The 18,046-nt window shown below is 66.6% G+C and carries 10 protein-coding genes; 5 read left to right on the top strand and 5 right to left on the bottom strand.

The genetic code is table 11. The features are described from left to right. Positions 1–48 precede the first annotated feature (48 nt). Entirely contained in the window at positions 49–3,186 is a 3,138-nt protein-coding gene (locus AC04MD_RS04570; protein ID WP_475496121.1) for a TonB-dependent receptor, read from the bottom strand. Between the two features lie 430 nt (positions 3,187–3,616). Between AC04MD_RS04570 and AC04MD_RS04565 the strand changes: the two genes are divergently transcribed. From AC04MD_RS04565 to pdeM, 5 genes are all read left to right on the top strand, one after another. Next, the gene (locus AC04MD_RS04565) at positions 3,617–4,666 is read left to right on the top strand and encodes a LacI family DNA-binding transcriptional regulator (protein WP_475496120.1); all 1,050 of its coding nucleotides are present in this window, start codon (positions 3,617–3,619) and stop codon (positions 4,664–4,666) included. Between the two features lie 1,249 nt (positions 4,667–5,915). Then, positions 5,916–6,917: a ligase-associated DNA damage response exonuclease gene (locus AC04MD_RS04560; protein ID WP_475496119.1), complete on the top strand. Its 1,002-nt coding sequence runs from the start codon at positions 5,916–5,918 to the stop codon at positions 6,915–6,917. Continuing rightward, complete coding sequence (locus tag AC04MD_RS04555) at positions 6,914–8,506, top strand: ATP-dependent DNA ligase (RefSeq protein WP_475496118.1); 1,593 nt, start codon at positions 6,914–6,916, stop codon at positions 8,504–8,506. The genes AC04MD_RS04560 and AC04MD_RS04555 overlap by 4 nt, the downstream gene beginning before the upstream one ends. Then, positions 8,503–10,953, top strand: coding sequence for a ligase-associated DNA damage response DEXH box helicase (locus tag AC04MD_RS04550; RefSeq protein ID WP_475496117.1), 2,451 nt, complete (start codon positions 8,503–8,505; stop codon positions 10,951–10,953). The genes AC04MD_RS04555 and AC04MD_RS04550 overlap by 4 nt, the downstream gene beginning before the upstream one ends. Beyond that, a complete protein-coding gene (gene pdeM / locus AC04MD_RS04545) occupies positions 10,943–11,623 on the top strand; it encodes a ligase-associated DNA damage response endonuclease PdeM (RefSeq protein WP_475496116.1) in 681 nt (226 codons plus the stop codon). The genes AC04MD_RS04550 and pdeM overlap by 11 nt, the downstream gene beginning before the upstream one ends. Before the next feature lie 8 nt (positions 11,624–11,631). On the opposite strand, the gene AC04MD_RS04540 is transcribed toward pdeM, so the two are convergent. The 4 genes from AC04MD_RS04540 to AC04MD_RS04525 all read right to left on the bottom strand — a co-directional run bounded on the left by AC04MD_RS04540 (position 11,632) and on the right by AC04MD_RS04525 (position 18,007). Then, positions 11,632–13,155, bottom strand: coding sequence for a tryptophan halogenase family protein (locus AC04MD_RS04540; RefSeq protein WP_475496115.1), 1,524 nt, complete (start codon positions 13,153–13,155; stop codon positions 11,632–11,634). A 44-nt stretch (positions 13,156–13,199) separates the two neighbouring features. Beyond that, positions 13,200–14,180 carry a carbohydrate kinase family protein gene (locus tag AC04MD_RS04535; protein WP_475496114.1) on the bottom strand — a complete coding sequence of 327 codons (981 nt, stop codon included), beginning with the start codon at positions 14,178–14,180 and terminating at the stop codon, positions 13,200–13,202. Between the two features lie 149 nt (positions 14,181–14,329). Beyond that, positions 14,330–15,487 (bottom strand): LacI family DNA-binding transcriptional regulator, encoded by a 1,158-nt coding sequence (locus tag AC04MD_RS04530; RefSeq protein WP_475496113.1) that lies wholly within the window; start codon positions 15,485–15,487, stop codon positions 14,330–14,332. A 75-nt stretch (positions 15,488–15,562) separates the two neighbouring features. Further along, positions 15,563–18,007, bottom strand: coding sequence for a GH92 family glycosyl hydrolase (locus tag AC04MD_RS04525; RefSeq protein WP_475496112.1), 2,445 nt, complete (start codon positions 18,005–18,007; stop codon positions 15,563–15,565). Positions 18,008–18,046 lie beyond the last annotated feature (39 nt).

Genomic DNA, 18,046 nt, shown 5'->3' with positions numbered 1-18,046 from the left:
CGCAGCGGTCCCCTCGGCGGCGTACGGAGAGGTAGTCCGCCGCCAAACTCAGAACTTGTAGCGGACGCCCAGCATGTAGCGCGGGCTCTGGTCGGCCAGCTTGACGATCATCTGATCGGTACGTGCATGCCACCGCACGTCCTCGCCCGTCAGGTTGATCGCCTCCAGGCCGAACGACCAGTGGTCGTTGAGCGTGTAGTTCACGCTCAGATCCCACTGCTCGTACTCCTCCACGTAGTACGGATTGCGGCTGGCGCCCTGGTTGGCGAGGATCAGGTATTCGTCGCGCCAGTTCCACGCCAACCGGACCGACCAGCCATACTTCTCGTACATCAGCATGGCATTGGCGGTATCGCTCAGGCCGGTCAGTGCGAACTGGTCGATGCCCGGATCGCCACCATTGTTGTAGCCGACATCGCCACGCACGACGGTGTAGTTGGCCAGGACACCGAAGCCGCTGTCGCCGAAGAAGTACTGCCCGCCGATCTCCCAGCCGTGCAGCTTGGACTGGTTCTGGTTGATCGGACGGTTGACGTTGAACAGGTACAGCGGATCGTCGGCCTCGCCATACAGGTCGTAGGCGGCCTCCGTCGCCAGAACCTGCGCATCGGTGCCGTTGTATGCCGCCAGTCCGGCCGGGTTGTTGCGCAGCAGCGCCAGCGCCGTGAACAGCGAGGTGTCGTTGGCCGAGCACGCTGCCGCATTGGCCGCGCCGACCTGGGTGACGCAGGCGGCACTGGTGAGGAATGCCAGCGCGGTCTGCGCATCCGGACCGGACGTGGGGTCCCTCAGCCCGTACAGGCTCTCCTGTCCGACCGTGTTGCCGATGAAGTTGTCGACCGACTTGTTCCAGTAGGTCAACGACACGTAGCTCGCGTCGGCGAAGTACCACTCGAGCGCCAGGTCGAGATTGTCGGACTCAAGCGGCTTCAGGCTGGGATTCTGCGCATTGCCGCTCGCGCGTACCGATGGGTCGATCAGGACCGAACCGAACGGCTGCTGCGCACCAGGGCCTGCATACAGGTTGCCGTACGGCGCCCGAGCGATGCTCTTGCCGAACGAAGCGCGGCCCTTCAGTTCATCAGTGATGTCGATATTGAAGTCAAGGTTGGGCAGGATATAGCTGTAGCTGGCCCGTTCGCTGAAAGGTTGCTGCTCGTCGGACAGCACCACCCGGAAATCGTTGTTGGCCTGCCATTCGATGGCCTCCGGAATGGCGATTACCGAGGTCGACACGACGTCGGTCGTCTCGTAACGGACGCCGAGGCGGGTGTTCGTGCGCATGCCGCCCAGTTCGCCGTCCAGCTCGATCTGGAAGTAGGCCGACTGCGTCTTCTCTTCAACGCGGTTGTCGGCGGCGCGCTGCGGACTCACGCCAATGCCTGCGCCATAGTTGTCGGCGGCCCACTGCGCCAGCTCGGCGGCATTGCCCCGCCATGCGCCATTGCTGCTCGCGACGCTGTAGTCGTTGAACAGCCCCGCGATATCGTACGGCCTGATCAGGTCCATAAGCCCGTCGGCGACATCGCCGTTGACGTTGCCCACGCCCCAGTCGCCCAAGGTCGAGTAGTTTTCCGCGGCCTGCAGGCGGTGCGTCGAGGACTTGGAACTGTCGACACCGAACTGGAAGCGGCCGCTATCGAAGCTCCATTCGCCATCGATGCGTGCCTGCTTGATCTCGCTGACCTGGGTCTGCGCATTGATGCGCAGCACCTGCGAGCCGATCTCGCCTTCGACGAATCCGGGATTGACCACGCCGTTGGTGCCGGCGATCGCATCCGCCGTGCTCGGGTACCACGTCTGCGTACCGACCGGCAGACCGTTGTTGAACCGCAGCTCCTGCACCCACGAACCGCCGCAGTGCGGACCGGTGGTGCAGTTGTTGGTGCCTGCGATGCTCATGAAGATCGAGCCGCCGCCCGTCAGCGGATCGTTCGGCCGGCTTTCGTTCTTCGAGTTGTGCGCATCGAAGCTCAGGCGGAAGCGGTCGTTGACGTCCCACACCGCATTCAGGCCCAGCGAACCCAGCTTGTACTTCTGCATGCTGCGCTGCTGTTCGAGGCCGAAATCCTTGGTGCCGGCGATCTCGCGGATGTAGATCGGCGTTGCGACGGCGCCGCTGGTGTCGAACTCGACGTTGGTGTAGTTGCTGTTCTGCAGCCACATCGCCTGTTCGCCACGGTTCTCCGTGATCTCGTTGGTCGAATAGGTGTAGTCCAGCGTCAGGGTCAGGCTGTCGGTCGGCGCGAACTGCACCACCGCCTGGCCGTTGACGCGGTCGCGCTCGAACTCGGAGAACGCGTAGCGCAGGTCGTTGGGACGCGCGTACAGGTCGCCGACGCCTGGCGCGTTCACCACGGCCGGATTGCCGGGCATGGTGCCGGTCCAAGGCTGGACGTTCCAGTAGTTTTCCGTGGCCTGCACCGAGCCACCCTTGCGTTTCTGCTGGCTGGCGCTGAGGCTGACGCCGAACGTCTTGTCGGGATTGGTGTAGCTGAAGATGCCGGAGAGTTCCGGCGTGAGGTCGTTCTCGAACGGCTGGCTGCGGTCGGAAACCACCTTGGCGCCCGCGTTCGCGACGAAACCGTCGTAGTTGAATGGGCGAGCGGTCAGGATGTTGATGGTCGCACCGATACCGCCACTGGGCACCTGCGCCTGGCCGGTCTTGTAGACCTCGATGCCGTTGATCGCCTCGGCGGCGAGCTGGGCGAAATTGAAGGCGCGGGTGCCGCCATCGATGCCGCCGATCGCGACCTGGCCGGAGGCGCCGAACGCATCCGCGCCCGGCATCTGCCGTCCGTTGAGCGTGACCATGTTGAACTGCGGACCGAAGCCGCGCGCGGTGACCTGCGCGCCCTCGCCGTCGCGCCGCTCGATCGAGATGCCGGTGATGCGCTGCAGGGATTCGGCGAGGTTGGTATCGGGGAACTTGCCGATGTCCTCGGCGCTGATCGCATCGACGACACCCGCCGAATCGCGCTTGATGTCCATCGCCTGGCTGAGGCTGTTGCGGATACCCGTCACCACGACCGTGTCCAGATCGGTCGCCTGCGAGGAGGCCTGCTCCTGCTGCGTCGCAGGTGCCGACGCCGGTGCGTCCTGGCCGAAGGCGGGATTGATGACCAGCACGCCCCCGACGAAGGTGAACATGGCCCGGGATCTGAATTTCGCCAACTTCCTGCTCATTGACGTGTCCTCGGGTGTGGGATGGTACGGAAACTGCACACGGTCATGGATTTCCCCTTCGCTGCATTCGTTAGTGATGTACCGCCCCTCCCGGGGGCGCCCACGGGCAGTGCCCGTCTTCCAGGCCGGATCGGTAAGTCGCCCCCGAAGGCTCTCGTTACCCATTCCGGATTCAAGCGTGGCAAGACGACGATCGCGCGATGGAAAACGGCTGCCACCCCTGACTGGCCGACATCGAGTGGTAGCGCTACCATTGCGTTGGGGCGCAGACTAAACATGCGTGTTCTCGCTTGTCACCATGCAGCGCAACAAAGCGCCCTTGAATCGCCACGGCGGCGCTGTAAACAGGTGCAGGCGGGGACTGAACCCGTTCCACGCTGCTTCAATGCGCAAGTAATCGCGATTTCGCCCGCCATTCGGAAGCATCGGCATGAAGAACGACAAGGCAATACGCAGGAAGGGAGGGGCCGTCACCATCGATGGAGTAGCGCACCACGCCGGCGTCTCGCCGATGACCGTATCCCGCGTCGTCAATGGCCATGCCGGCGTGCGCGAGGCCAACCGCGATCGCGTCATGCGCAGCGTGCGCGAACTCGGCTACCGGCCCAACATGGCCGCCAGCGCGTTGGCGGCGGCGCAACACACCTGCATCGCGCTCATCTACACCAACCCAAGCTCCAGCTACCTGCGCGAGCTGCTTGTGGGCGCGCTACGCGGATCGGCCCGCGCGGCGGCGCAGCTGGTGATCGCGACCTGGGATGGCCTGGATGCCGCCGAATGCCTGGCCGCTGCCAGGCAGCTGTCGAACAGCGTGGCGGGCGTGGTTCTCCCTCCTCCGCTGTGCGAGTCCAAGGCCATCGTGTCCGCGTTCTCCCAGGCCGGCGTGCCTGTCGTGTCGATCGCCTCAGGCCACTTCAGCGACACCATCTCCTGCGTGCGTATCGACGACTATTGCGCCAGTCGGGAGGTGGTCTCGCACCTGATCGAACACGGCCACACGCGGATCGGCTACATCAAGGGCGATCCCAACCAGACGGCGAGCGCGCACCGTTGGCAGGGCTATCGGGATGCACTGGCCGATGCCGGCATCGCGTACGACGACAAGCTGGTCCAGCCCGGGCACTTCACTTACCGTTCCGGCCTGGATGCGGCGGAACGCCTTCTCGCGTTGCGTCGTCCTCCCAGCGCCATCTTCGCCAGTAACGACGACATGGCATCCGCCGTGGTGTCGGTGGCCCATCGCCGAGGCCTGGACGTACCCCGCGACCTCTCCGTCGTCGGCTTCGACGATACCTCCGCAGCGACGATGGTGTGGCCTGAGCTGACCACCATCCACCAGCCCGTCGCCACCATGGCGGACACGGCAATCGATATCCTTCTCCGCGAGATCAGGCGCGGCTCAGCCATCCGTACCGTCGTCAATCACGTATTGCCCCACCAATTGGTACGGCGCTCCTCTGTCGCGAGTGGCCCGGGGTGAGACCCCGGATCGACGCTGGCACCGGCGAACAGAGTTGCTACGTCGGGCTCACTTGGAGTGCTGCTGCCCTGTGAACATGCGTCCAGGCAATGCAAGGTCAAGGCGAACTGTATTGTTGCCTCCAGGCTTGCACGTTCCATCAGGTAGGCGATCACCAGCAACTCGCTCGTCGTGGAATTTCTGACGATGTTCAGCGCAAATGCGACCAGTGACTACTTTCCCGGCCTTCTCGCGATGACGTCTGCCCCATGTCGCTCGCTGACCTTTACCAAAGGGCGCTTGGCGGGAATGACCGACGGTTGTTCTTTGGGAGGCAACCCGCCCGATGGGGACGCGCACTGCATCTCGTCCACGGTGCGGCGGGCTCAATCCTCAGCATCTCGCTTGGTTCGGAAGGTCTCGACCGCGATGGGCCAGCCCACCTTATGGATGACAGCCTTCCAGGTGCCAGAAGGCGTCTTTGCAAGGGAAGGTATCTTGTTCGTCGTCGGGACAGTATCGAAAACGTACCTCTCTGGCTTTCGCAAACCTTGCTACTCTCGCCAAAGTGATTGAAGCAATTGGTGGTCCACCAGCAACCGGATATAGCCCCTATGCGATTGATTGTTTAGGAATTATCGCACTGAAGATCGAATTTCGATTCACTTCCTGACTCACTTCCCCACCGGCTCGTTTTGGATATTTTGGGACATTCTCTTATGGCGAGCCTTACCCGTCCGCTCCCGACCAGAAGCGGACGTCACTCTTGCCACTACTGGCCGTACCAAGTTGTAGGATTTGGCCAGAGGTGGTCAGGAGTTTCAGCGCTTCGTCCATTCCTGTAGAGGAAATCTAGCATCGTGCAGCATTGCGCTAGATCATCTGCGACTGGCCACGTTGAAGAGCGGTCGAACAAGTGCACTACGCCCAAATAGAAACAATTACTTACTGAAACTCGACATTTCCACGGTGGACACCAAAGAAGGCAGCAGAATCACACTGTCAGGTGGATGAGACTTCACCTCAGGACGCGAGCAATTCAACGGCGTGGTGTCTTGGGCTGCCGGGTTGTGTGCGACGCGAGGCTGATACTGCACCCGAGGTTTCCCGGCTCCGCGAGCTGTATAACGGCGGCAGTCATGGCGACAAGAAGCATCCATTTCATCGCGCGCTCCTATGCTTACGGAGTCGAGGATAGCCCCAAACCCGTCATCGTTTGCAGTCGTCCCGCTTCACCCGCCCTGTACGCAACTGCCCGCAGTCTGCCGCCATGACGGCGACCCCAGGCGACCTCATCGTGCTGCGCCCCGAGGGTATGTACTGCCCGGCGGGAGACTTTTATATCGATCCCTGGCGTCCGGTCGATACGGCGGTGATCACGCACGGACATGGCGATCACGCGCGTACCGGCACGGCGCGTTACCACACCGCCAGTGCGTGCATGCCCGTGTTGCGCTGGCGCTTGGGCGAACAGGAGTTCCACTCGCACGCCTACGGTGAATCCTTCCAACTGGGCAGGGCGCGGGTATCGCTGCATTCCGCAGGGCACGTGCTGGGCTCCGCACAGGTACGGATCGAAGTGGATGGCGAGGTATGGGTGGCGTCCGGCGACTACAAGCGCCAGGCCGATCCCACCTGCCCGCCTTTCGAGGTCGTGCCCTGCGATGTCTTCATCACCGAAGCCACCTTCGCCCTGCCCGTCTATCGCTGGCCCGACACCCATGACGAGGTCGGTCGCATCGTCGAATGGCGACGCGCCTGCGCGGCACGCGGACGCGCCGCCGTGTTGTATGCGTACGCATTGGGAAAAGCGCAGCGGATACTCGCCGAGCTGGCGCGCTTCGATGAACCGCCAGTCTTCCTGCATGGCGCGGTCGACGCCGGCGTGCAGGTGTATCGCCAGGCCGGCATCGAGTTGATCGCGACCGAGCCGGTGGGTGAGCAACCCAAGGGCAAGGACTACGCGGGCCGGCTGGTGATCGCGCCGCCATCGGCGGCCGGGTCTACATGGACGCGTCGCTTCCGTGATGCCGAGCATGGCTTCGCGTCCGGCTGGATGCGCCTGCGCGGCAACCGCCGGCGGCGCAACTACGATCGCGGCTTCGTGGTGTCCGACCACGCCGACTGGCCCGCGTTGCTGGACACCATCGAGCAGACAGGCGCGAAGCGCATCATCGCCACCCACGGCAGCACGGATGCGCTGATCCGCTTCCTGCGCGAGCGCGGATGCGACGCGCAGGCGTTCTCCACCGACTTTGGTGCCGAGGAATGAAGGCTTTCGCCGCCCTCTATCAGGCGTTGGAGCACAGCAGCGGCACGCTCGACAAGCGCGCCGCCATCGCCGATTACGTCCGCCAGGCGCCTCGCGCCGACGCGGCATGGGGACTATGGCTGCTGGCGGGCAACAAGCTGCGCCGGATCGCGGGCAGCGGCGAACTGCGCGCCTGGTGCGGCGAGGTCACCGGATTGCCTGACTGGCTGGTCGATGACAGCTACTCGCACGTCGGCGATCTCGCGGAAACGCTGGCACTGTTGCTTCCGCCTGCCACATCGCTTCAAGCCGACGTGCCGTTGTCCGCATGGATCGAGCAGCGTCTGCTGCCAGTCACCGGTGCGGATGCGGAGACACGGCGTCGTACCGTGATCGATGCCTGGATGCAGTTGCCCGATGGCGAGCGCCTGGTCTTCAACAAGCTGCTGACCGGCGCGCTGCGCGTCGGGGTGTCGTCGCGACTGGTGCAGCAGGCGCTCGCCGATCTTTCCGAGGTCCCCATCGCCCTGCTCGCCCAACGCATGCTCGGCGACTGGCCACCGACGCCGGCGTTCCTGGCGTCGCTGCTGTCCACCGACGTGCAGGACAGCGACCGCGAACAGCCCTATCCCTTCTTTCTCGCTTCGCCACTGGACGGCGAGCCGGCGCAGTTGGGCGACATCGAGGAGTGGCAGCTGGAATGGAAGTGGGATGGCATACGTCTGCAGATCCTCCGCCGTCGTGGCGAGGTCGCATTGTGGTCGCGCGGCGAGGAGCGGCTGGACGGCCGGTTTCCTGAAATCGAAGCCGCTGCCGCGGCGCTGCCGCAGGATGCGGTGATCGATGGGGAACTGATGGCGTGGGGCGACGGCGAAGCGCCGCTCCCCTTCTCGGCACTGCAGACCCGGATCCAGCGCAGGCGCCCCGGTAGCAAGCACCTGGCCGCCGCCCCGGCGCGCGTGCTGGCCTACGACCTGCTGGAGCTGAACGGTGAGGACCTGCGCGAATCGACGCTTGAGGTGCGTCGGCAACGCCTTGGTGACCTGCTCGATGCGACCGGCGATCCCCGCCTGGTGCTGTCGCCCGGCGTGCATGCCGCCAGCTGGGACGAAGCGGCCGCGTTGCGCACCACGGCGCGCGAGCGCGGCGTGGAAGGCCTGATGCTGAAACGCCGTTCATCGCCCTACCGCAGCGGCCGGCGACGCGGCGACTGGTGGAAGTGGAAGATCGATCCGCTCACCATCGATGCGGTGCTGCTGTATGCGCAGGCCGGCCACGGCCGGCGCAGCACGCTGTACACCGACTACACGTTCGGCGTATGGAACGATGCCGGCGAACTCGTGCCCGTCGCGAAGGCCTATTCCGGCCTCGACGACAAGGAGATTCTCGCACTCGACCAATGGATCCGCACGCACACGCGCGAGCGTTTCGGCCCGGTGCGTTCCGTGGTCGCCGAACAGGTGTTCGAACTGGGCTTCGAAGGCGTCAACCTCAGCAGCCGGCACAAGTCCGGCATCGCGGTCCGCTTCCCGCGCATCCTGCGCTGGCGCCACGACAAGCCGGCCAGGGATGCCGACCGCCTGTCCACCCTGCAGGCGCTGGCGCGATGACGCCGCTATCCCGGCTGCAGCAGTGGTTTTCGGCCCGGGGATGGAAGCCCCTGCCCTTCCAGCGCCAGGCGTGGCGGCACTACCTCGCAGGCGGATCGGGATTGATCCATACGCCGACCGGCAGTGGCAAGACGCTGGCGGCCTTCGGCGGACCGCTGCTGGAGGCGCTGGCGGAATCGCCGGCTGCGGCGCGGGCGAAGCCGCGCGCTTCACGGCCTCTGCGTGTGCTGTGGATCACGCCGCTGCGCGCCCTCGCGGCCGACACGACGCGCGCCCTGGCCGAGACGGCGCAGGCACTGGGACTATCGTGGACGGTCGCGCAGCGGACGGGCGATGCGAGCGCACGCGACAAGCGCCTCGCGCGCGGCGGCAAGCTCGACGTGCTGGTCACCACGCCCGAGTCGTTGTCGCTGCTGTTGAGTTATCCGGAGACGGCGCCGATGTTCGCCGACCTGCGCTGCGTGGTGGTCGACGAGTGGCACGAACTGATGTGCAGCAAGCGCGGCGTGCAGACGCAGCTGGCCCTCGCACGTCTGCGCCGATGGTCGCCATCGCTGCGCACTTGGGGGCTGTCGGCGACGCTGGGCAACCTGCAGGACGCGTGCCGTGCGTTGCTGCCACCGGGCCTTGAGCCGCATGTGCTGTCGGCGGCACAGCCGCGCCCGATGACGCTGGAAACCCTGCTTCCTGCGGACATGGTGCGATTCCCGTGGAGTGGTCATCTCGGCCTGAGCCAACTGGCCGGCGTGCTGGCGCGTCTGTTGGCGGTCCGCACCAGCCTGCTGTTCACCAACACGCGGGCGCAGGCGGAACTGTGGCACCAGGCCCTGGCCGCGGTGTGGCCGGAGGATCCATCCACGCTTGCGCTGCACCATGGTTCGCTCGATCCCGCCTTGCGGCAGCACGCGGAAGCAGGCCTGCGCGACGCGAGCCTGCGCTGCGTCGTCGCCACCTCCAGCCTCGACCTGGGCGTCGACTTTCCCTCGGTCGACCAGGTGATCCAGATCGGCAGTCCGAAAGGTGTCGCGCGCCTGCTGCAGCGCGCCGGGCGGGCGCGGCACCGTCCCGGCGAGACCGGTCACGTGCTCTGCGTTCCGACGCACGCGCTCGAACTGTCCGAGTACGCGGCGACGCGTACGGCCATCGCGGAGGGCGTCGTGGAAAGCCGCCAGGCGCCGCGCCTGCCGCTGGACGTACTCGCGCAGCACTGCGTCACCCTCGCACTGGCAGGCGGCTTCATGGCGGACGAGCTGCTGGCCGAGGTCCGCAGCACCGATGCGTTCGCCACGCTCGATGCGCCGACCTGGCAGCGCGTGCTCGATTTCATCGTGCGCGGTGGCGATGCGCTGGAGCACTATCCCGAGTACCGTCGCGTCGTGCGCGATGCCGACGGCGCGTATCGCGTGCACGACCGCACTGTGGCCCTGCGCCAGCGGTTGTCCATCGGGACCATCGCCAGCGACGGCAACATCGCGGTGAAGTTCCTCCGTGGCGGCGGCCTCGGTGCGGTGGAAGAAGCCTTCCTCAGCCGCTTGCGGCCGGGCGACCGCTTCCGGTTCGCCGGGCGCCTGCTGGAACTGGTGCGCCTGCAGGACATGACCGCCTACGTCCGCCTGGTCAAACACGGGGAAGGCGTCGTGCCGCGCTGGATGGGAGGACGCATGCCGCTGTCGTCGCGCCTGGCCGCACAGGTGCAGGCCACGCTCGCGCAGGATCGCACTTCCCCCGAGATGCGGGCATTGAAGCCGCTGCTCGCGGTGCAGGAGCGCCTCAGTCGCATGCCCTCGCCCGACGTGCTGCTGATGGAACTGGTGCGGCGGCGCGATGGCCAGCATCTGTTCGTCTTCCCGTTCGCTGGCCGCCGTGCGCACGAGGGACTCGCCGCGCTGCTGGCGTGGCGCCTGGCTCGGCACACGCCCAACACCTTCTCGCTGTCGGCCAACGACATGGGCTTCATGCTGTCCCCGCAGCGCCCGTTGACCGTGGACGCCGCGCTGATGCACGGGCTACTGGCGCCCGATGGTGTTGCCGAAGATCTCGCCCATGGTGCGAACCTCGCGGAACTGGCGCGCCGGCAGTTCCGCGGCATCGCACGCGTGGCCGGCCTGCTGCCGCCCTCCTTACCGGGCCGCGCGCCCCGCAGCCTGCGCCAGTTGCAGGCATCGAGCGGCCTGCTGTTCGACGTACTGTCGCAGCACGATCCCGATCATCTCCTGTTGTCGCTGGCCCGTCGGGAAGCGCTGGAAGAGGACCTGCGGCTGGCCGACATGGAGGCGTTGCTGCGCCGGCTGCAGGCACACGAGATGGTGCTCGAACGGCCGGAGAGCCTCACGCCCCTCGCCTTCCCGCTGTGGGCCGACGGCATGCGCTCGCAGCTGAGCACGGAGGACTGGCAGGTGCGTGTGCGCCGTGCCGCCGAGCAACTGGAGCGCCGGCATGGCCGATAGTCTGATGGTCGACCTGGCGGGGGAGCCGATGCGGCTCATGGCCGATCGCGCGATGTTCTGGCCGTCGGAAGCGGTGCTTTTCATCGCGGACCTGCATCTAGGCAAGGGCGAGGCGCTGCGGCGTGGCGGCATCGCCGTTCCGAGTGGCGGCACGGAGCACGACCTGCAGCGCCTGCAGGCGCTGCTGGACGACAGCGGTGCGCGCGAGCTCTGCGTCCTTGGCGATTTCCTGCATGGCGCGGTCGAAGGCGGCGCCTGGCAGCAGGCGTGGATGGCCTGGCGCACGCACAACGAAGGCCTGCCCATCTCGGTGATCGCCGGCAATCATGACCGGCAACTTCGTCGCCGCGCAGCCGACTGGCGCCTCGACCTGCGGCAGGAAGGCCACGCGCGGGGACCTTTCCATCTGAGCCACCTGCCGCATCCGGCCAGTACGCACGTGATCGCCGGACACCTCCATCCCCGCGTGCGGTTTCCCGGCCTGCTGGGGCGCTGGCCGGCGTTCCTGCTGCGTCCCGGCGTGACCGTGCTGCCGGCGTTCTCGCTGTTCACCGGTGGAACCGACGCCACGCCCGAAACCGATCAACGCTGCATCGCCTGCCTGGCCGGGTTGCTCGCCGAATTGCCTGCACGCCGCCCCGGCAACGCGCCGTCACGGCGGCGCGGCTGATCCCGCTCTTACGGCGGCAGTGCCTTGCAGTACCGGTCGATGAAGTCCTGGTGCGGTGGCATCGCCTCGACACTGTTCACGATGGCACGGTGCACGCGCGCCACATGGTCGGCCAGGGCCTGCTCCGGCATGTCGTCCACGATCGGATGGTAGCCGGTGGGCACGATGCCCTGGCCGATCATGACCTGCACCCAGCTCGGCAGCGCGAAGAACTCGTCGCCGGTGCGGAAATACCGGCCACCCGCGCGGAACATGTCGATCTTGCGTTGCAGCGTCTCGGGAATCGGCATCGTGCGGCAGTAGTCCCAGAACGCGCTGTCGCTGCGTCGCGTGGCGCAGTAGTGCAGGATCAGGAAATCGCGTGTGCTTTCGTATTCGAAGGTGGACTCGTCATTGAACTGCCGCGCAAGCAACGGGTCGAAGCCGCGATCCGGGAACAGGCTCAACAGGCGCTGGATGCCTGATTGCACGAGGTAGATGCTGGTCGATTCCAGCGGCTCCATGAATCCGCTGGCCAGGCCGAGTGCGACGACGTTCTTGTTCCACAGCTTCCTGCGCATGCCGGTGGTGAAGCGTAGCGGACGCGGATCGGCGAGCGCTTCGCCATCGAGATTCGCCAGCAAGGTCGCCGCAGCCTCGTCGTCGCTGATGTAGGTGCTGGAATAGACGTAGCCGTTGCCGACACGGCTCTGCAAGGGAATGCGCCACTGCCAGCCGGCCGCGAGCGCGGTGGACCGGGTATACGGGGTCGGCGGCCCCACGGTGGCGCATGGCACGGCCATGGCCCGATTGCAGGGCAACCAGTGCGTCCAGTCGATGTAGCCGGTCTGCAAGGTCTGCTCGATCAACAGGCCACGAAAGCCGGAGCAATCGATGAACAGGTCGCCGGTCACCCGCTCTCCGCTGTCGAGCACAACGGCGTTGACGAAACCGTCCTCGCCTCGCTGCTCCACGCGGGTGATCTTGCCCTCGATGCGCTGTACGCCCCTGCGCTCCGACAGGTCGCGCAGGAAGCCTGCGTAGAGCGCCGCATCGAAGTGGTAGGCGTAGGCGATATCGGCCAGCGGCGACTCCGGCGGTGCGTTGACCGGGCTGGGCATGAACTTGCCCAGCGGTGCCGCGAAGGTCGGCAGCGAGTATTCGCCGATCGGTCGCGCGCGACCGGACAGGAACAGCTTGAGCCAGAACTGGTGGAACGGCAGCGGCCCGATGCCCTGGCCGATCTTGCCGAAGCCGTGGACGTAACTCTCGCCGATGGCGCCCCAGTCGTTGAACTGGATGCCGAGCTTGAAGGTCCCCTGCGTACGGGCGACGAATTCGAATTCGTCGATGCCCAGCACGCTGCTGTTGAACTGCTTCATGTACGGCACGCTGGCTTCGCCGACCCCGACGATGCCGATCTCCTCGGATTCGACCAGGCGGATCGACGCCTGCTTGCCGAGGTAGGTCGCCAGTGCCGCGGCCGCCATCCAGCCGGCGCTGCCACCGCCGACCACGACGACAGACTCGATCCGGTGATGGTGGGTCGTCATGGCGGATTCCGTACTCGTTATCGGACGTCGCGTGGGCTGGCGAACTAGGACAGCAGCGCGTTCACTTCGTCGACGCTCGGCATCGCCGCGAAGGCGCCCTTACGCGTGACCGCCAGCGCGCCCACGGCAGCGGCGAAGCGGAGCGAGGCGGCGACCTGCTGCGGACTGGCCGTGAAACGGGCGAAGCCGTCCCGGTCCGTGTCGTGCCGGGCGAGATGGAACAGCAGCCCGCCCACGAACGCGTCGCCCGCCGCAGTCGTGTCCAGCGGCGTGACCTGGAAGGTATCGACCGTGCCGGTCGCGGAGCGCGTATGCCAGGCGATCGGCCTGGCGCCGTCGGTCACGACCAGGATCTGGGCCCGTCGTTGCCAGAGGCGCTGCATGACCGCCGCTTCCCCGCCCAGTGGCCCGGCCAGGTACTCCAGCTCCTCGCGCGAGAGTTTCACCAGGTCGGCCTCGTCCAGCGCCTGCCACAGGCGCGGCGACGGATCTTCGCCCTGCGGCCACAGGGCCGGACGCAGGTTCAGGTCGATGCTGACGATGGCGCCCGCGGCGCGAGCGCGGCGCATGCCTTCGTAAGTGGCTTCGGCGATGTCCGCCTCGGTCAGGCTGTTGGAACAGACATGGAAAACGCCGGTTCCCTCGAAACATGCGGGCGCGAAATCGGCCGCGCGGAACAGCAGGTCGGCGGCCGGCGGCCGGTAGAAACTGAAACTGCGCTCGCCATGTTCGTCCAGCGCCACGAAGGCCAGCGCCGTCTTCGCTTCGGCCGTGCGCGCGATGCAGTCCGTGGCCACGCCGGCGTTCGCCAGGCTGTCGAACAGGAAGTCGCCGAACATGTCGTGGCCGAGCATGCCCGCGAAGTGGACATCGGCGCCGAGGCGGGCGGCCGCCACGGCGACATTCGCCGGCGCACCACCGGCAAACTGCAGGAAGTTCCGTGGCTCGTCCGGCGATGCGGGCGGCTGCGCCAGCATGTCGATCAGCGCCTCGCCGAAGCAGACGATCTTGTTCCTGGTGCTCATGCGCATGCACCGGGCAGCGCAGCGACGCTGCTGTGGAGGGGACCTGCGGCAAGGGAGAAGCGGGAAAACACTGTATTCATCGGGACATCAGGACTGGAAAGAGAAACGGAAATTGGAGTCCGCAGCACGCGGCGGCGCGGTATCGCTGCTCATTGCGGCCGTGCCCCACTGCTCTCGCGTACCGTCAGGCTGACGGGTGCGATGGTCTTGCCCGGTGCCGTGTCGGGCGCCTCCACCTGTCGCAGGACGAGTTGCGCGGCCTGCCGCCCGCGCTCGCGCGGGTTGGCGGCCAGGGTCGTGAGCGGCGGCGTGGTGACGGCGGCCTCGGGGATATCGTCGAAGCCGGTGACGGCGAAGCCCTTGCCCGGCTGGATGCCACGCGCCATCAGGCCCAGCATCAGGCCCAGCGCAACGGTATCGTTGTAGCAGACGGCGGCGGTCGGTGCCGCGTGCTCGCCGAACAGTTCGCCGGTGCGCGCGGCCGCCTCCAGGCGGTTGGGGGCCGATTCGATCAGCCACGCCGCATCGACCGGCAGGCCGGCCTTCTTCATCGCCAGCGCATGGCCCGCACGCCGTTGGCGGCAGGAACTGGAGTCGGCGTGGCCGCCGTAGAAGGCGATACGCCGATGGCCCAGGGAGATCAGGTGTTCGGTCGCCAGCTGCGCGCCATTCTGGTTGTCCAGGCCCAGGAAGCCCCAGTCGTCGGCACCGGACAGTTCGCGATTGAAGAGCAGCACGTTGGTGCGCGCATCCAGCACCTTGTGCAGTTGTGCCGCATCGCTGCCTTCGGCCGGCGACAGGATCACGCCGGCGGGCGTGTGCTCCATCAGCGAGGTCAGCACCGCCTGCTGCCGCTCCGGCGACTCACCCGTGCTGCCGAGCAGGGTCACGTATCCCTTCTCGCCCAGGGCTTCGTCCACGCCGGCGGCGAACTCGGCGAAGAACGGATTGGCCAGGTCGTTGATGACCAGCGCCACGCTGGACGATGTGCGCCGGCGCAGGTTGGCCGCGCCGCGGTTGTAGACGTAGCGCTGCCGCTTGAGTTCCGCCTCCACCCGCGCCCGTGTATCCGCATGCACGAGTGGACTGCCGCGCAACACCAGGGACACGGTGGCGCGCGACACGCCGATGGCGTTGGCGATGTCGGTCACGGTGACCACGCGCTGGGGATCGCGCTTGCGCTCGGTCGCCTCCGCCTTGCCGGCCTTGCTTCGGGAGGACGCAGGCGCCGCCGCCTGGGCTGCCTTGGCGGTAGCCGGCTTGGAGGTGCGCGAAGATCCCGGGCGAGGCGGCCGTGTCGGGCTCATATGGATCGATCCATTCCCATGATCCTCCCAGCGTAAACCATCACGCCGACATCCACGCCATCGTGTCGTGCGGACTCATTGCGGGATCCCGGGCATCGCGACGGCGTCCGACGCGCAGGGCGACGCCGGCAGGTTTTCCGGGCGCGTGCCCCAGCCCTGTGTTTGCGGCGCATCGGCGAGATCGAAGCGCAGACGTCCACCCTGTCGCAAGCGCTCCCAATCCAGCCAGACCGCCGCGTGGGCATCGCCGTCCAGCGACACGCCTTCGACGTAGCGCGGTTTGCCGTCCCCGGCCCTGGGTGCCTCGATGCGCAACGTGCGCCCTGGTCCCACGTCGATATCGATCCGGGAGAAGCGCGGCGCGTGCAGCAGGAATTCGCCGGTTCCCGGCACTGCCGGATACAGGCCCATCGCACTGAACAGGTACCACGCCGACATCGTGCCCAGGTCGTCATTGCCGGTCACGCCATTTGGCGCGTTGGTGAACAACTGCTGCGCGGCGTGGAGCACCGTGGACGTCTTCCACGGCTGGCCGATCAGCGTGTACATCCACGGGACATGCAGGTCCGGCTCGTTGTTCGGGTTGTAGCGGAACTGGTTGTAGTAGCTGTACGGCCCGACCACCCACTCCTTGCGTGCCGCCCCGGCGGGATCGGCGAGCAACGCCTTGTAGGCGAAGAAGTCGTCCAGCCGGCGCGCGGCTTCCTCTTGCCCATGCATCGCCTGCACCAGGCCCGGTACGTCCTGTTGCGCCAGCCACTGGTATTGCCACGCCGTGCCTTCGTGGAAGCCGTGGTGCGAGCGCGGGCTGTAGCGGCCGTCGGACGGCGTATACCACTGCCCATCCTCGGTTCGCGGACGCGGGAAGCCGCTGAAGCCGGCGTCTTCGTCGCGCACCGTGGCGTCCCACAGCGTGCGCCAGTTGCGTCCACGGCGCTTCAGCACGGCGGCATCGTCGGCATGCCCCAGGGCGTCGGCCATCACCGACAGCGAACAGTCGGCCAGGGCGTACTCCAGCGTCGCCGAGCCGCCATGGTGCGGATCCACGTCCATGCCCTTGGACGGGAAGGCACGGTCGTACTGCACGAAGCCCTGCGCCAGGTAGGTGGGATTGCCGGAGCGTCCGGCGTGGCGCGAGTTCAGCGGCGGCACCTCGAACGCATTCTTGCGCAGCGCGGTATAGGCGTCCGCCTCGCGCCCCTTCAGCGCCCCGAACCGCCACAGGTCCACCAGGAACGGCGTGACCGGATCACCGGTCATGATGTTGGTCTCGAAGCTGGCATATCCCCAGCGCGGCAACCAGCCGCCCTGCTGGCCGATGGCCAGCAGCGAGCGTGCGATGTCGGTGGCGCGCTGCGGACGCAGGAGCGCGATCAACTGGTTCTGCGAACGGTAGGTGTCCCACAGCGAAAAGTACTCGTAGTAGGTCCAGCCGTCGGCGCGATGGATGAGGTCGTCGTAGCCGCGATAACGACCGTCGGCATCGCTGCCCGTCAGTGGCTGCAGCAACGCGTGGTACAGCGCGGTGTAGAACACCACCCGGTCATCGCGGCTGCCGCCCTGCACGCGCACGCTGGACAGTTCCTTGTCCCAGGTGGACTGCGCTTTCGCCCGCATCGCATCGAAACCGAGCAGCCGGCCGCCGGCCATGCCCTCGCTGCGCAGGTTGTTGCGTGCGCCTTCGGCATCCACATGCGAGATCGCCGAGATGGCCGTGACGGACCGGTCCTTGCCCAGGTCGAAGGTCAACCACGCCCCGCTGGGCTTGCCCTCGCCTTCCATGCCATGGCGCGAACCCGGCAGGCCGCCCCCCTCCCCCCACGTGCCGAAGGCCTTGAACGGACGGTCGAACTCGAGCCGGAACCATGTCGTGTACTGGTGGCCGCCGCAGAAGCTCTTGGTCACCAACTTGCCTTCCACCGCACGGTCGCCCACCACGGTCAGGGTGCTGCCCGTCACCGCGTGGCGTTCATTGGCCTGTCCGATGTTGACCAGTACATGGCCGTCGCCCGTGGCGGCGAAGGTATAGCGTTCGGCGGCCGCGCGGGTGAGCGCGGTGGCCTCGGCATCGATGCCGCCGTAGTCGGTCAGGCGCACCTTGTAGTAGCCCGCTTGCCCGTTCTCGCCATCGTGCCGGTAGCGGGATCCGTAACGCTTGTGGTCGAACGCTTTCGGGTCGGCCGTATCGAACTCGCCGCCGGGACCGATAAGTCCCGTTACCGGCAGCACCGACACCTGCCCGCCCTGCTCCCAGCAGCCGGCGCCCGAGAGGAAGGAATGCCCGAAGCCGCGGATCTGCGGATCGTCGTAGCGCCAGCCCGAGTAATGCGAACCGATCGGACTGACCTGGATCATGCCGAAGGGCGCGGACGCACCGGGGAAGGTATTCCCGTCGTCCTTGCTGCCGATGAAGGTGTTGACCTCGGTACTCGGTCTCTGCGTGGCTGCCGTCGCCGACGCCGCCAGCAGGAACAGCAGCGGCAAGGTGCGGAACAGGGAAGAGGTCGAGGTTCGTTTCATGCGGTCCTGGCCTGGCTTGGATGCGCGCGTGCGAATACC

The organism is Pseudoxanthomonas sp. LjRoot206, from assembly GCF_056175725.1.
The sequence above is the reverse complement of the archived record's forward strand: the minus strand, read 5'-3'. Positions and strand labels throughout refer to the sequence as shown.